We start from the raw sequence: 14,515 nt of genomic DNA on the forward strand, positions 1-14,515 counted from the left end.
AGTGCAACGTGCTACATTGCGCTCGCCCCAGAAACGTCGTCCAGGAGACTCCTGTGTCCGAAGCCGCCCACATCGCCCAGACCCATGTCGTCCAATACATCGTCGTTCCCTACCGCGCCGCCGCCAATGGCGTGGCGCCCGGCGAAATCCGCCCCGCCAGCAGCGAGTTCGGCGCCATCCGCATCGCCAATTCCATGGCCGGCAAATTCGCCGGCGTGGCCGCCTACGAAGTCATGATCGACAAGGAAACCGGCGACATGGAATCGCCGCGCCTCCTGGCGCAGATCGGCACGGTGCCGTCGCTCGACGACTGACCCCGCCCCGGCCCGCGCCAATGCAAACGCCGCCGGCGCCGCATCGCGGCGCCGGCGGCGCATGGAGCACTGAACGTGTGCGCATCCCGCCGAAGTTGGGGTGAGCGGACTGAGAGTGGAGCTAGGGAGGTGGCCGCTTTTTTCGCGTCTGTGGCCGGGTAAGACGCCCAGTCCGCTCAATGCAACCGCGGCGTCCCGGCGACGCACATCCCGCGCGCCGCCGGGCCGCAAGCCGCCGCTTAGAAGCGGTGACGCACGCCCACCATGCCGACGGTGCTCTTGACGCCGTCGATGAACGCGAAGTTCGTGGCATACGAACCCAGCGCGTACAGGTTGGTGCGCTTGGACAGGTTGTAGGTGTAGCCCAGGCTGTAGATATTCATGGTCGCATCGTCGCCGGTCAACGAGGTGTTGTTGGCGTCGGCGCGCTGCCACGAGGCCATGATGTTGCCAGCGCCACCGACCGGGGCCGACAGGCCGACCAGGTACGAATTCGACTTGAAGTCCTTGGCGACCACGTTGCTGCCGAAGCTCTTGGCCGTCGGGCTGCCGACGCTGCTGAAGTTGTTGATCGACTGGCCGGTGAACCAGCCGTCACGCGTCTGGCCATAGGCCAGCGCCAGCTTGATCACTTCGAAGTCGTACGAACCGCCGATGATCCACTGCTTCGGCTTCTCGTCCGAACCGAGCTGGTGGGCCATGTTCAGTTGGTCGTACGTCAGGGCCACGTTCAGCGGGCCGTTGACGTAGCGCAGGCCGGTGGTGATGGCGCGGGTGTTGTCGGCGGTCTTGAAGCCGGTTTGCGCGGCGGTCGTGTCGGCCACGTTGAACGAGTAGCCCAAGCCGAACTGCAAGCCGCTGAACGACGGGGTCTGGTACATGACCATGTTGTCGTGGCGAACCGTGTTGGCGGCGCTGAAGGCGGCGCCCACGTTGGCTTGCGCATAGCTGGCGCCGAACGGGTCGATCGCGGAGATGTACTTCGAGGCGATGTTGGTCTGGCGGCCGAATTCCAGCAGGCCCCACGAATCGCCCTTCAGGCCGACGGTGGCCTGGCGGCCGAACAGGCGGCTGCTCTGGCCCGACTGGCCGTTGGCCGAGTTGAAGCCGCTTTCCAGCGTGAACACGGCGCTCAGGCCGTCGCCCAGATCCTCGGCCCCGCGCAGGCCCCAGCGCGAACCGCTGGAAACGCCGTTGGACATGCCGACCTTCGATTCCTTGTAGCCGTCGTTGCCCTTGATGCGCTGAAAGCCCACGCCGGTGTCGATCAGGCCGTACAGAGTCACCGAGGTTTCAGCCTGCGCCACGCCGGACAGCGCGGCGAACAGAGCGGTGACGAGCAGAGTTTTCTTCATTACAGATTCCCGTTGATTGACAAGACATGCACATGCGGAGCGGCACGCCACGCGGGCGGCGACTTCCGCGCATGACCGGAACGGATTCTAGGGACGCTGTATGTCAGTCTTTTTGCGCGCCATCAGCATTAACCCAACGATCGGCCAAAATCAGACATCGTTGTGGCGCGAGGCCGACAGCCGCCCGGACATTGTCCACACGCCCAGGCCTGTCATCGCGGTGTGCTATGAAAGATTGATCACGTTGGGCTCCGCGCGTGTGACCACCGGTCAGGCGGACGACCCCACCGGGCGCGCGCGGTGGGGCGCAAGCTGCAAGAACGCGGGCCGAATGAATGGGTTTCGTATCGAGGTGATAATGCCAAAACCCCCTCCACGCCAATCATGGTGCGTCAATGCCTGAGGCGTATGCGAATCTCGTCAATGGCGCGAGAGACCCGCATTCGCTAACCGGCTCAGATACGACACCGCGCGCCGATGTTGCAGACAACACTCAACACTTGGTGTCGAACTGGCCCTTGGTACACTTAATCTCATCGGACTTCCGGTAGACGGGAATGGGAATACCGGGTGCCTGGTCGTCCTTCTGATAACTAAAGTCAAAATCATCCGACGGCGTCGCGGGCAGCTTGATTCGTACGATAGGAACGAAGACGCCGGTAAGATTATAGTATTTCTTCTGATCGCTCTGTGCGTTCGATTTGCCCGTCGCCGAATCGGCAGTCGTCATGTTTTTGCCCACAAAATAAAAGAACGACTCAATCGGAAACTTAAGCGCCGTGCTCTTCGAGCTACCTTCCTGCGGGGTGGCCGCCCAAGTGCGGATCCGAAGCTCGTTCACGGTGTTAAAAGTCTTTGTGTACTGCTTAGCCTGAAGCACCGTGGTGAAGTCACTGGGTTTGCGCAGGTCTCGCTGCATACTGAAACCACACTGGTGAGTCCAGCCCCACTTTTCGGCGTCTGCGTCGCTCTTGGTGGGGGCGCCATAAGACGTTTGCCATTGCTGGAGTGTATTGACATTGTGGGTCTGGCAATAACCTGCCGACGGTGGCTTGGTCCGGTTGGTTTCGTTACACCCCGCACCGTCACGGTTATCCGTCGCACCGTCAATGGCAAATGCACAAAGCACCCACAATTTCATTTTGTCTGGGGGCGCCTGGTACTTGCCCTCGTTCGGAAATACCGTGAAACCATTGGTCGCGTTCCAGGCTGCCCGCTCGAACTTGGAGTCGGCGCGAATATACGAAAACGACACGCCGCCCGCCGCTCGCTTGCCAGAATCGGCATAGGACTTCGTTTCGGGAATCCACGCCCCGTCCGGCTCCTTTGCCGGGCTGGTCGCGCGAAAAATAACCCCGGTACAGGCGAATTCCGGAGCCGTCGCGGCGTTGGGTGTCGTGCCGTCAGTCGGGCAATTCGGAGTCGTATTGAAGTACCGCCGCCACATGTAGTGCGCCACATAAGGATCCCCTTCCTCGGCCATGGCGGCATTCTGGGCGACCAGCAAGCCGACCAAAAGGGTGATGACAACACTAAGCGTGTGGACTATTCGTGAGAAGCGCAAGTTAGGTCTCTTCATTTCTGGTTTCCGATAAGGGCTTCAGATACAGCGATGGCCAGGAACGAGAAGGCCGTTTGCTGTGGTACGGATTTCAAGGACATACCGCTCTTCAAGCAAGGGACGAGCCTACCCACAGGAAAGGCAACCCGCGAAAGAGGCCCGATGGTCATCGTAGGAATCCGTGCCACCCCCTCGATTTCCAAACTGCGGTTTTATTTTTGAAAATCGGCCCAATTTTCACGTATGGGTGCGTGCTTTAGGCGGGCGCTCTCGCCCTGGAAGCAAACGCCAGAGATTCGAGAGGGCAGAGAACAAGCCTGGATACGAGATGTGAAGCGCCCAGTCCCGCGAAGCAATGCCTGGATTCAAAAGAGAATTACCAAAACTCAAGCAAGCTCCCGCACCAACTTTGCTAGATTTTTCATGCAATTGGGGCACATGACCACAGGTGTCATGGCCCACCTAGCAACCACACTGTGCAGGAGAACGCCATGCAGTTCCTTCCTCGAAATACCAAGGCCCTGTTGAAGACTTGGGCGTGCATTGCCTTGAGTGTGGGCAGCGCATTCGGCGCGGCCAAAGCGGGCACCAACATCCCGGACGTGGCGCCGGAGATGACAGCTCTTTACAACATCTATAACCAGGGGATGTGCCCATACGACGGTTCGAACGACCCCGACCCGGATCGCCCCGCGTTCATGTGTTCCGGCATCCTCATTCGAACAGCGGCGAATGACCCCAACAACAGGTTTTTTGTGTGGGACCTGGCGCCGTCATCCACCGTTGGAATGGGGACTCAGCATACAGGCCAGGGCGGTGTGTCCTTTTCCTGGATTAGGAAGGATATTACGTTCCGCGATCTGGGCAGCAGCGGCTATACCCTCTATCCCAGCCGAGGGCCCTATGCGTTGAAGGCGCGGGGAAAGATAACGCCCAAGGTTCTCTGCGGATTTCCAATGGACGGATGGACCAACTTTCGGGCCGACGCAGGCTGCGGTCCAGCAATAAATACCCAGGCCAACAATGCCCCCATCGCCGGTGGTAACGTTTGTCAGGACGAAAGTATCCTCCAGGGCGCGACCCAGTGGATAGAACACTATGAGAATCCTCCTGCGGGCACACCGCAGTACTTCTGGCAATGTGGGTTCGATCTCTATACGTCAGCAAAACGCCCCGGCGGCTTAAGAAATGGCCAAGCCTTCCAACAATGGATGTATGCGCGCGGGAGGATGGAGCAGATCGAGGGAGATCGAACGTTCCAGAATCGCAATGAGATTCGCATAGCAGACTGGCCAGCAGGTACGGATCCTCGTGCCATACCTATTCAATCCTTCTATTATGTCGAGGGCAATACCGCCGGTCGGGCCGATGCCCAAAAAAGCCAGCAGGTGTACTACCAGAAGACGGGTATCGCTGTGCCGGTAGTCCAGATCAGCGTGCCCACCATGCGGGTCTACTCCGTTCCCTACAACGATCCCCGGATACTGTTCACCTTCAAGCAATTGCCTGGCGACCAAGTGATCTAGATCTATTGGACGACGAGGAGGCCCGAGACGTATCCGACGGTGAGTGGGCCTACCTCAACACGCCATACCAAAGCCATCGAGAGTGCCAACGCGCAACTGCGCCGGGCGGCGGTCGAGACACGAAGCCACTTCCCTAGCGATGAGTCGGCCGCCTGGGCTCACCGCATTCGGCACACTGGTGCTCGCGGTGCGGCCGCGGCGATCGTTCAGCCGGCGAGTCGTCGTTAGCAATTCAAAATACTGAGGCAGAAATCAGAAGTTCAGCATACCGAGGGCATACACCATTGTGGCGGATAGATGCCGGTGCAAGAAGACTTATGCGGAGGGAGCATGGTGGCCGTGCGAGAAGCGGGATTCTACGAGTCGGACAACTACCGCGTGACGCTACGATTTGAGCCGGCAAAGGCCAAGGTGCATCGTAAGAAGGAAGATGACCCGTCCGGTTTGCACCCGACGCCCGCGGAGATAATCTACGCGAAGGCGACCATCACCCCTAAGACGCCGGGCCTGAAAGTGGACGGCTTAACGGTGACATTTGAGGTGACAGAGGGCGACGCCTTTTTCTACGCTGAAGGGGTGGCGCCGGGACATACAGAGCAGAACTGCACTGAAACGACCGACGTTAGCGGCACGGCGTCGGCGGCCTTGATCTGTGAGACGCCGGAAACGGGGTATATGCAGGCCGTGCTGACGTTCAGTCCTTTGGATAAGCAGGCGTCGGACGAGGAGTCCTTTGAGTTTGTCGGGCCTAACCCGAAGTTCCGCAGCGTAGAGGTGAGCGCTGTGAACGCCTTCGCTGACGACACGCCACGCGTGAAGGTGCGAGCTATCGTAGAGGAGGACGGCGAACTCATCGATGAGGCCGAAGTCAAGTTTCGCAACGACGGCCATGCCGCAACGTTTTCCGGCGAGCCAGGCCAGAACGAGGTGGTGCGGCAGGCGGTCAACGGGGTTGCGCAAGCGGTGTTGCAGTCCGCGAAACCCGAATTCGACTATCTGGTGGTTTCGCTCGAAGAGGACCCGCGAGTACGTGAACGTGTGTCGTATCGCTTTCTCGCCAAGCCCACCGTGTCGCTGGTGCTGGAGCAAGATGGCGCGCCCGCCGATGGCAATTCGCAGATCGTTGCGGTGTTTGTCGCTAAAGATTCGCAGACCGGCGAACCGATGGCGGGTGTCGAAGTGCAGTTTGCCCTGACAGGGGCTGCGAAGTTTTTGGACACCGAGAACAAGCCGGTAGTGACGGACGCAAAAGGCGAGGCGCGCGCCCCGTTCGTGAGCCTGAAAAAGAATACGGCGGCCGACGACGCTTCAAAGGTTTCGGTGGTGGTCACCGGAGGCGATCCGCAGACATACGCGCGCGAGGCCCACTACACCTTTAACAACGCCTGGGCGAATGTATCGAAGATTACCGCGACGTTTGGAGGGGTCGGGCCTGCCACAATTTTCAAAAACGGACTGCATCAGGCCGCCTTGGTATTGAACATTACACTGGTCGATGGTGCCGGCGAACAATTGACCGACGACAACTCGCCGGAATTCTCCCAATTTCTGAAGAATGTCTGGTTTATCGATTACTACAGCCGTGAAGAGCTGAGCTGGCTCACGTTCTCTGCGGTGAAAAACCAGTTTTCCGCGCAATTGTATAGCGGCCGTGCATCTGGGGCGGCTATCGATCCGCCCCCCGGTTCGCATGGCATCGAAAATGGTGTAGTCAGACTGACTTACTACGTCTCTTGCTCGGAGCGGACAACTTCCGCGGTGGATATCGGCCAACGGTTTCGGCCGACCGCCGGCTTTGGCGTCAATGTCGCCCCCCCCAAGAACCACGACATTTACAACGCGGATGGAGCCAATGAGCAGGGCGGACTATCGGAGAGGGCCACGCTCACTCTATTATCCGCAATAACCTATACGCCCCAGGATTTGGATTGCCAAGCGACACTCCGAACCAATGCGGACACGAACGACGCAGGGATTACGGATCCGAGCGAACCAGCGCCTGAAGGAAACTGCTCGCGCCAGATTGATTACGCCTTCAGTTTAACCGGGCCAACGGTGGGCAAGTATGGTGCAAAACTCTACGAAGTGCGAGTGGACAAAAATCAGTATTCCGCGCTCAACGGGTATTGTGCGGGGTACAACGGCGAGCATCTGTATACTCATGCGGCCTATTTCTGGCCGATGAATTTGAAGGATCTTGATGGTAATCCGATCGATGGCTCAGGCGCACGCCAATTCCCTATGGGCGAATACGAGGTCTATTCTTATGAGCCCGGCCTGGCGCGCTTCGATGGGGACCTTCAAGGGTTTGCGCTAACCGTATATGGCTATTTTGGATATTGGTATGACAAAAGTCGCAGGCGGACCGCGCGCCTAGACGTCAAGCTGTATGACCAGTATGGCAACTGCGGGAATTTCCATGTTTCCACAGAGGATATGCCTAAAAAATATGGCGAATTCAAATCGTGGAAGCCGGTGAGAGAGGGTTTGAGTGGAACGATCCCAGCTCCGCAGGTCGAACGAAACTCAGGGGATGGGCGTTCCTTCGCGTGGGAGACCAGACTTCGCGGTACTTTCCAACGCGATAAGAATCGCGAAATTCTATATGTCTGCGGCAAGGCAGCCAGTCCGAATCCCACTCCCGACTTGGCCTTTGAGGGATATTATGATCCAGGGGACCGAGTTTCTTGGTTTCGGTTCTGGCCTGGAAAGGGAGAATGGCCCATACACAAAGGCGTATGGGTGGGTGTACGCGATGACTCCGTAGCGCTGGCCCCCTCCTTGCTTGGAACTCAGGCCGACACTCACCGAGTAGGGACCGCCCCGGCTATAGACCCAAACACGATAGAAGGTTGGTGTAAAGTTCAGCCAATTTGGATACGCCAGAATATCGTGATGCAAGCTCTACCGGCGCGCCAGACAGGATACATTTGCACCGATGGCCCCGTTGGACGCTTTGAAAGTGAACTCATCATGAAAAACTACATGCAGGGGGAAGAAAAATTTGAGTTTACCCCTCTCGAATGGAGTTTTATTGAGGTTTGAACCGATGGCCGTAGTTGTCGACCAATGTCAGCGCGCGCAAGCGACGGCCGTCGAATAACTGATCCCTCACAAAGTCCAGCTCCAGATGTCATTGACCGTCTGTGCAACCGACTTCCGTTGACGTCGTTGCGCGGATTTCATAGCGATACAGCGACAGATCGGCGACCAAGCGTTTAGGCGCTTGCATTTCTCTCCCAACTGCCGCAAACGGCGCAGTTCGGCCGGCCCCAGCCCGCCGAACGTCTTCTTCCAGTTGTAGAACGTAGAAGCGCGGCCCCCAGTCACCCTGCCCGATCAGATGCCATCCAGCAGCAGCGCCCGTCGCAGGCATTCGAAGATCTGTTCGACCTGGGCCGGGTTGATGATCAGCGGCGGCGAGATGACGATCATGTCGCCGGACGCGCGCACCAGCACGCCGTGATCAAAGCAATGGCGGGCGACGTCCGCGCCTCGCATCCCGGCCGCGCCAGCCCGCGGCGCCAGGTCAACGGCGCACAACAGGCCTATGCTGCGCACGTCTGTGACATGGGGCAGGCCTTCGAGCGCCAGCGCACTGGACTGCCAGAAGGGGCTGATCGCTTGCACCATGGCGTTGATGTCCAGCTCCTGATGCAAACGCAGCGTCGCCAGGCCAGCGGCGCAAGCCAGCGGATGGGCCGAATAGGTATAGCCGTGCATCAGTTCCACCACGTTTGGCGGGCCGGCCATGAAGGCCTCATAGACACCGCGACTGACGATGACACCGCCCATCGGCACCGCGCCATTGGTCAGGCCTTTGGCCACGGTCATCAAGTCGGGCGTGACGCCAAAGACCTGCGAGGCGAAGTGGCCACCAACCCGCCCGAAGCCGGTGATCACTTCGTCGAAAATAAGCAGCACACCGTGCTGCGTGCACAGCTCGCGCAAACGCTGCAGATAACCGACCGGCGGCGGATAGACGCCGCCCGATCCGGTCACCGGCTCGACGATGACGGCGGCGACCGTGCCCGGGTCCTGGATATCGAGCAATTGCGCGAGGGCTTCCGCATAGCCGGCGCCGTGCTCGGGCTGGCCGGCGCTAAAGCGCATGCTGGCGTCATAAGGCAGCGGCAAATGGCTGACTTCGCCCAGCAGCGGGCCGAAGTCGCGTTTCTGGCGGCCGATGCCGGAAACGGACAAGCCGCCAAAGCCCATGCCGTGATACCCCTTGGCCCGGCCGATGAGCTTGGTGCGGCGGCTGTCGCCGCGTGCCTGATGGTAAGCGCGCGCAATCTTCAAGGCCGTATCGACCGCCTCGGAGCCGGAGTTGGTAAAGAACACATTGGTCATGCCTTCGGGCGCCAAGGCGATCAAGGCATCGGACATGGCCTGGGCGCCCGGGTGGCTCATCTTGAACGAAGACACGAAATCCAGGCGGGCGGCGGCCTGCTGAATGGCCTGCACAATGCTGGCCTGGCCGTGACCGGCATTGACGCACCACAGACCGGCCATGGCGTCCAGAATCCGGCGGCCGTCGGGCGTGCGGTAGTACATGCCCTCGGCGCTATCGAACATCATGGGCTGCTGTTGAAACTGCCGCATGGGCGTGAAAGGCGCCCAGAAGGCATCGGAAACGGAACGGGCGTCGGTCATGGAATCTCCTTGAAGGGTTGAAACGGGGGCCGGCTCAGTGTTGCGCCACGCGGATGCGGTAGCCACCGTCAGGCAGCTTCTCCAGCGGGCAGGCCGCGGCCAGCAATTTGCGCGTGTAGGGGTGCCGCGGTTCGTCGAACAAGGCATCGCGGCTGGCGATTTCGACGATTTCACCCTGGCTCATGACCGCGACGCGATGCGCGATCCGTTCCACTGCCGCCAGATCATGCGAGATGAACAGGCAGGCAAACCCGTATTGCTTCTGCAGGCGCTCGAACAAATCCAGAATCTGCTTCTGGATGGTCATGTCCAGCGCCGAAATCGGCTCATCGGCAATGACCAGCTTCGGCCGCCGCACCAGCGCCCGGCCGATGGCCACGCGCTGCCGCTGGCCGCCGGACAGTTGATGCGGGAAGCGGTCGTGGAACGACGGGTTCAGGCCGACATCGACCAGCGTTTGCGCCACCCGCGCGCGGCGCTGCGCATCGTTCAGGTCATTGCTATGGCGCAAGGGCTCGGCCAGGATCTGCCCGATGCGCATACGCGGATCCAGCGAAGAATAAGGATCCTGAAAGATCATCTGGCATTGCAGGCGGGCGCTACGATTGACGGACTTGCGCATATCCATCCCCTGAAACGCGATGCTGCCGGCGCAAGGCTTGACCAGACCCGCCACCGCGCGCCCCAGCGTGGTCTTGCCGGATCCGCTGCCGCCGACCAAGGCCAGGGTTTCGCCCGGCGCGATCGTGAGATCCACGCCGCGCACCACCCGATAGGCGGCGCCACGCCGCCAGAAAGCGCGCTGGCCGGGATACTCGATGCACACGCCTTTGACCTCGACCAGCGGCGCGTCGGCCTCGGGCAAGGCGGGCAGCGGGCCACGGCGCGGCAGCGCTTCCAGCAACTGACGGGTGTACTCGGCCTGCGGGTTCAGCAGAATGGCGGCTGTCGGCCCCTGCTCGACCGCCAGCCCATTGCGCATGACCACCACCTTGTCGGCGTAGCGCGCCACCAGCGAAAGATCATGGCTGATGAAGAGCACGGCCGTGCCCTGCTCGCGGGTCAGTTCCAACATCAGCTCGATAACGTCCAATTGCGCCAGGCAGTCCAGCGCCGTGGTCGGCTCATCGGCGATCAACAGGGCCGGACGCAGCAGCATGACCGACGCCAACATGATGCGCTGGCGCATGCCGCCCGAGAACTCATGCGGATAGGCCGCCAGGCAACGCAACGGATCCTTGATACCGATGCGTTCGAGCATGGTGAGGCAGCGCTGGCGTATCTCGGCGGCGCTGAGCCGGGTATGCAGCTTGAGGGCTTCACTCATTTGCCGGCCGATAGTCAGGGCCGGATTGAGCGAGACCATGGGTTCCTGGAACACCATGCCGATCTCGGCCCCCCGCAAACGGCGCAAGGCCCTGACATTGCGCGTGTCCAGCATCTGGCCCTTGAAGCGTATGCTGCCGCCGGCCAACTGCATGGGCGCGGGCAACAGGCCGATCACCGCGCGGGCGGCCATGGTCTTGCCGCTGCCCGACTCCCCCACCAACGCCACGATCTCGCCAGGCGCGAGCTCGAAGCTGACATCGTCGACGGCCAGCGGGCCATCCTGACCGGCACGGATCCGGAGCTCCTTGACAGCCAATAGTGGCGCTTTATCGGTCATGCTCACTTCCTCATGCGCGGATCGAGGCGATCGCGCAAGGCGTCGCCAAACAGATTGATACCCAGCAAGGCCATGCTGATCAGCACGCCGGGGAACACGCCCAGCCAGGCGGCCGTGGCGATGTAGGGCCGGCTGGCCGCCAACATGCTGCCCCAGGTGGCGGCGGGCGGCGGCACGCCCAGGCCCAGAAAGCTCAAGGCGCTTTCGGACAGCAAGGCCCAGCCGAACATGCTGGTGGCCAGCACGCACACCGGTGCCAGGCAGTTGGGAACAATATGGCGAACCATCGTATACAGCTCGCCATTGCCGATGACTCGGGATGCCTCGATGAACTCGCGTTCCCGCAGCGACAGCACGCTGCCCCGCACCACCCGCACCACCGACGGCGTATAGGCCATGCCCAGGGCCAGCACGATGCTGTATTGGCTGGCGCCGACCACGGCCATGATGCCCAGCGCCAGCAGAATCCCGGGAAATGCCAGCAAGGCATCGTTGAACATCATCAGGATCCGGTCGGTCCAACCGCGCAGATAGCCGGCCAGCATGCCGATCATGGTGCCGCAGACCAGCGCCACCGTCACCGACAGGAGACTGATCCACAGGCTGGTCGAGGCGCCGATGATGAGACGGCTCAGGACATCGCGGCCGAACTCGTCCGTGCCCAGCCAATGCAGCGCGCCCGGCGCCTGCAGGCGCGAGCCCAGATCCAGCTTCAGCGGATCATACGGCGTCCATACCAGGCCCAACAGGGCCAACGCGGCCAAGCCCAGCAAGAGACCGCCGCCGATCAAGGCATTGAGCGCCGGCCGGCGGCGGCGCCGCGCAGGCGCCGCCGGCAGCGCGATGGCGTGCTCATTCATAGCTTCACCCTCGGATCAAAGACCGGATACAGCAGGTCGACCATCAAATTCACCACCACGTAAATGCTGGTGATCAGCAACAGACACCCCTGCAGGACCGGGTAGTCACGCGCGAAGATCGAATCCACCATGAGCCGGCCTATGCCAGGCAGGGTGAAGACGGTTTCCAGCACCGCGATGCCGCCCAGCAGATTGCCCAGGATCAGGCCCACCAGCGTCCAGGTCGGCGCAAAGGCATTGCGCAAGGCATGGCCCCACAACACCGCCGTTTCCGACAGCCCCTTGGCGCGGGCGTGAGCGATGTACTCCAGCCGCAAGACCTCGATGGTGCTGGCGCGCGCCATGCGGGCAATCGAGCCAAACTCCACCAGCGTCAGCGTCACGACCGGCAAGACCAGATAGCTCAACCCCCGCAAGGGATCGGCGCTGACGCTGACATAGCCAACGATGGGCAGCCAGCCCAGTTTCATGCCGAAGCAGTACAGCAGCAGCAATCCCAGCCAGAAGGCCGGGATCGATAGCAGCAAGGTGGCGCCGGCTACCAGCCCCAAATCCATCATGCTGTTCTGCTTCCAGGCCGCGTAAAGGCCCACCGGCACGGCCAGCAGCACGGCCAGGCCCACCGAGATCAGGACGATGACGGCGCTGACACTGAAGCGCTCGACCAACAGATCCAGCACCGGCTGGCCGCTGCTGATCGACAGGCCGAAATCGCCGCTCAGCACGGCCCGGATCCAGATCAGATACTGGGTCAGGAAAGCCTGACCGAGCCCCAGGGCCTTGCGCATCTCGGCCAGGCTTTGCGCGTCCGCCATATCCCCCAGCATCAGCAATGCCGGATCGCCGGGGATAAAGCGGATCAGGCCAAACACCATGATCGAGATCAGCAGCAGCGTGGGCAGGGCCATACCCAGGCGCTGAACGAAGAATCGCAACATGGCTGGCCTATTTCGCGGTCGCCGCCACAGACACGCCCCACAGGCGTGGCTTGGATATCGGCCAGGTTCGATAGCCCTGGACTTCATCACGGAAGGCACCGATGGCGGTGCCGTTGTAGATGATGACCATGGGCACATCCTGGATCAGCATGCCATGCAACCGATCGAACAGCGCCTGGCGCTTGGCCGGATCGGCTTCGCGCATCGCTTGACGCAGGATGCCAATGGCCTCGGCGTTGTCCCAGACCTTGCGGGCTTCCTTGGCCTTGTCGCCCAGCACCTGCTCGAAACTCAAGGCCGGATCGAAACGCGGCGAATAGGAGAACGACATCATTTGATAGTTGCCGCTCTGGTAGCGTTCAAGCTGCGTGCCCCACTCCAGCGTTTCCATCTGGATATTGATGCCCACGGCCGCCAGCATGGCCTGGCTCAGGATGCCCATATCGAACATCTGCGGATAGCGCTTGTTCACGATCATCCGGATCGGCTGGCCGCGATAGCCGGCGGCGCTCAACAAGGCGCGCGCCTCGGCCAGATCGGTGCGATAGCCTTGGGCGGTGGCCGCGTCATAGTAGGTGCTGCTGCTGGGCACCGCGGAGTTGTTGACCTTGGACAGGCCACTGGACAGTGTGGCCACCATCTGGCCGTAATCCAGCGACAGCGCAATGGCGCGGCGGATGCGCACATCTTTCAGCAGCGGGTCGCGGGTCTGGAACAGCAAGCCGTTGATGGACATGGCGGGGCTGACCTGGATGGTCAGGCCCTTGGCCGGCTTCAAGTCGGTCGCGTCCGTTGCCGTGACGTCGGGCAGCAGATCGACGCCACGCGCCATCAGCGCGGCCTTGGCCGTGGCACTGTCGGGAATCACGATAAAGCGCAGTTGATCCACCAGCGCCTGTTTGTTGCCGGTATAGCCATCCGGCTTGGCCTCGGCCCGCGCGGCGTACCCGGCAAAGCGTTGCAGCTCGATATATTGACCGCGTTGCCACTGCCCCATTTTGAAGGGGCCGGTGCCCACCGGGGCACGCCATGCGCCGTCGGGCGTCAACGAGTCTGGATGCAGAATGCCGGTGCCGCCACAATCGGTTCTGGCCATGGTCGCCAGAAACAGGGCGTTGGGTTGCTCCAGCGTGAAGACCACGGTCATCGGATCCGGGCTGCTGATGTCCTGCACCTTGAGCAGGCCCCGGCCATCAAAGTCGGCCAGGCAGCGCCATTGCGTCTTGGGGTCCAGGTAACGACGCCAGGTCCACAAGACCTCGGTCGCGGTCAGCGGCGCGCCGTTATGAAAACGCACGCCCTCGCGCAATCTGAAGCGGTAGCTGCGCCCGTCGTCGGACACGCTGATCGATTCGGCCAGCATGGGGCCCACGGTAGCGTCCTCGCGGTAGGCCACCAGGCCCTCCACCATATGCATGACGACGGCGTCGGTGTTCTCGTCCCGGTTGACGCCGGGATCGGTGCTGCGGATATCACCGCTGATGCCGACCTGGATGCGTGAAGGCTCGGCGGCGTGGGCGCTGCCCGTCGCCAGGGCCCACGCCAGCGCGGCGTAGCTCAGGGCGGCTTTGACAGTGTTGCGCATGAAGTACTCCTGCTTCGATGGAATGGATGGCCGGCCGGATCAGGGCCACGCCGC

At 61.4% G+C, this 14,515-nt stretch carries 10 protein-coding genes and 1 pseudogene; 3 read left to right on the forward strand and 8 right to left on the reverse strand.

What is annotated here, in order from left to right:
- Positions 1–53: 53 nt before the first annotated feature.
- Positions 54–314, forward strand: a complete 261-nt coding sequence (locus ACN6O8_RS11690) for a hypothetical protein (protein WP_427991215.1) — start codon at positions 54–56, stop codon at positions 312–314.
- A gap of 239 nt (positions 315–553) precedes the next feature.
- On the opposite strand, the gene ACN6O8_RS11695 is transcribed toward ACN6O8_RS11690, so the two are convergent.
- Entirely contained in the window at positions 554–1,669 is a 1,116-nt protein-coding gene (locus tag ACN6O8_RS11695) for a porin (protein WP_427991216.1), read from the reverse strand.
- A gap of 493 nt (positions 1,670–2,162) precedes the next feature.
- Entirely contained in the window at positions 2,163–3,248 is a 1,086-nt protein-coding gene (locus ACN6O8_RS11700; RefSeq protein WP_427991217.1) for a hypothetical protein, read from the reverse strand.
- A 473-nt stretch (positions 3,249–3,721) separates the two neighbouring features.
- Between ACN6O8_RS11700 and ACN6O8_RS11705 the strand changes: the two genes are divergently transcribed.
- Both ACN6O8_RS11705 and ACN6O8_RS11710 read left to right on the forward strand, forming a co-directional pair.
- The gene (locus ACN6O8_RS11705; RefSeq protein WP_427991218.1) at positions 3,722–4,756 is read left to right on the forward strand and encodes a hypothetical protein; all 1,035 of its coding nucleotides are present in this window, start codon (positions 3,722–3,724) and stop codon (positions 4,754–4,756) included.
- A 330-nt stretch (positions 4,757–5,086) separates the two neighbouring features.
- Positions 5,087–7,801, forward strand: coding sequence for an Ig-like domain-containing protein (locus tag ACN6O8_RS11710; RefSeq protein ID WP_427991219.1), 2,715 nt, complete (start codon positions 5,087–5,089; stop codon positions 7,799–7,801).
- Positions 7,802–7,949: 148 nt separating this feature from the next.
- Here the strand turns inward: ACN6O8_RS11710 and ACN6O8_RS11715 are convergent.
- The 6 genes and pseudogenes from ACN6O8_RS11715 to ACN6O8_RS11740 form a co-directional block, all read right to left on the reverse strand.
- Positions 7,950–8,071: pseudogene (locus ACN6O8_RS11715) on the reverse strand (IS3 family transposase); the annotation flags it as partial.
- A 24-nt stretch (positions 8,072–8,095) separates the two neighbouring features.
- Positions 8,096–9,412, reverse strand: a complete 1,317-nt coding sequence (locus ACN6O8_RS11720; protein ID WP_427991220.1) for an aminotransferase class III-fold pyridoxal phosphate-dependent enzyme — start codon at positions 9,410–9,412, stop codon at positions 8,096–8,098.
- Positions 9,413–9,446: 34 nt separating this feature from the next.
- Positions 9,447–11,078, reverse strand: a complete 1,632-nt coding sequence (locus ACN6O8_RS11725) for an ABC transporter ATP-binding protein (protein ID WP_427991221.1) — start codon at positions 11,076–11,078, stop codon at positions 9,447–9,449.
- 2 nt (positions 11,079–11,080) lie between these two features.
- On the reverse strand, positions 11,081–11,938 hold the full coding sequence (locus tag ACN6O8_RS11730; protein WP_427991222.1) for an ABC transporter permease: 858 nt from the start codon (positions 11,936–11,938) through the stop codon (positions 11,081–11,083).
- Positions 11,935–12,876: an ABC transporter permease gene (locus tag ACN6O8_RS11735; RefSeq protein WP_427991223.1), complete on the reverse strand. Its 942-nt coding sequence runs from the start codon at positions 12,874–12,876 to the stop codon at positions 11,935–11,937. Before ACN6O8_RS11735 ends, ACN6O8_RS11730 begins: the two co-directional genes overlap by 4 nt.
- Positions 12,877–12,883: 7 nt before the next feature.
- Positions 12,884–14,461 carry an ABC transporter substrate-binding protein gene (locus ACN6O8_RS11740; protein WP_427991224.1) on the reverse strand — a complete coding sequence of 526 codons (1,578 nt, stop codon included), beginning with the start codon at positions 14,459–14,461 and terminating at the stop codon, positions 12,884–12,886.
- Between the last annotated feature and the right edge of the window lie 54 nt (positions 14,462–14,515).

The sequence above is a fragment of the Achromobacter sp. genome, assembly GCF_050285565.1.
Lineage (GTDB): Bacteria > Pseudomonadota > Gammaproteobacteria > Burkholderiales > Burkholderiaceae_B > Achromobacter.

Excerpts from the sequence above, each read along its gene's own strand:
- ACN6O8_RS11695 (WP_427991216.1), bottom strand. The coding sequence starts at position 1,669 with ATGAAGAAAACTCTGCTCGTCACCGCTCTGTTCGCCGCGCTGTCCGGC.
- ACN6O8_RS11700 (WP_427991217.1), bottom strand. The coding sequence starts at position 3,248 with ATGAAGAGACCTAACTTGCGCTTCTCACGAATAGTCCACACGCTTAGT.
- ACN6O8_RS11705 (WP_427991218.1), top strand. The coding sequence starts at position 3,722 with ATGCAGTTCCTTCCTCGAAATACCAAGGCCCTGTTGAAGACTTGGGCG.
- ACN6O8_RS11710 (WP_427991219.1), top strand. The coding sequence starts at position 5,087 with ATGGTGGCCGTGCGAGAAGCGGGATTCTACGAGTCGGACAACTACCGC.
- ACN6O8_RS11720 (WP_427991220.1), bottom strand. The coding sequence starts at position 9,412 with ATGACCGACGCCCGTTCCGTTTCCGATGCCTTCTGGGCGCCTTTCACG.
- ACN6O8_RS11725 (WP_427991221.1), bottom strand. The coding sequence starts at position 11,078 with ATGACCGATAAAGCGCCACTATTGGCTGTCAAGGAGCTCCGGATCCGT.
- ACN6O8_RS11730 (WP_427991222.1), bottom strand. The coding sequence starts at position 11,938 with ATGAATGAGCACGCCATCGCGCTGCCGGCGGCGCCTGCGCGGCGCCGC.
- ACN6O8_RS11735 (WP_427991223.1), bottom strand. The coding sequence starts at position 12,876 with ATGTTGCGATTCTTCGTTCAGCGCCTGGGTATGGCCCTGCCCACGCTG.
- ACN6O8_RS11740 (WP_427991224.1), bottom strand. The coding sequence starts at position 14,461 with ATGCGCAACACTGTCAAAGCCGCCCTGAGCTACGCCGCGCTGGCGTGG.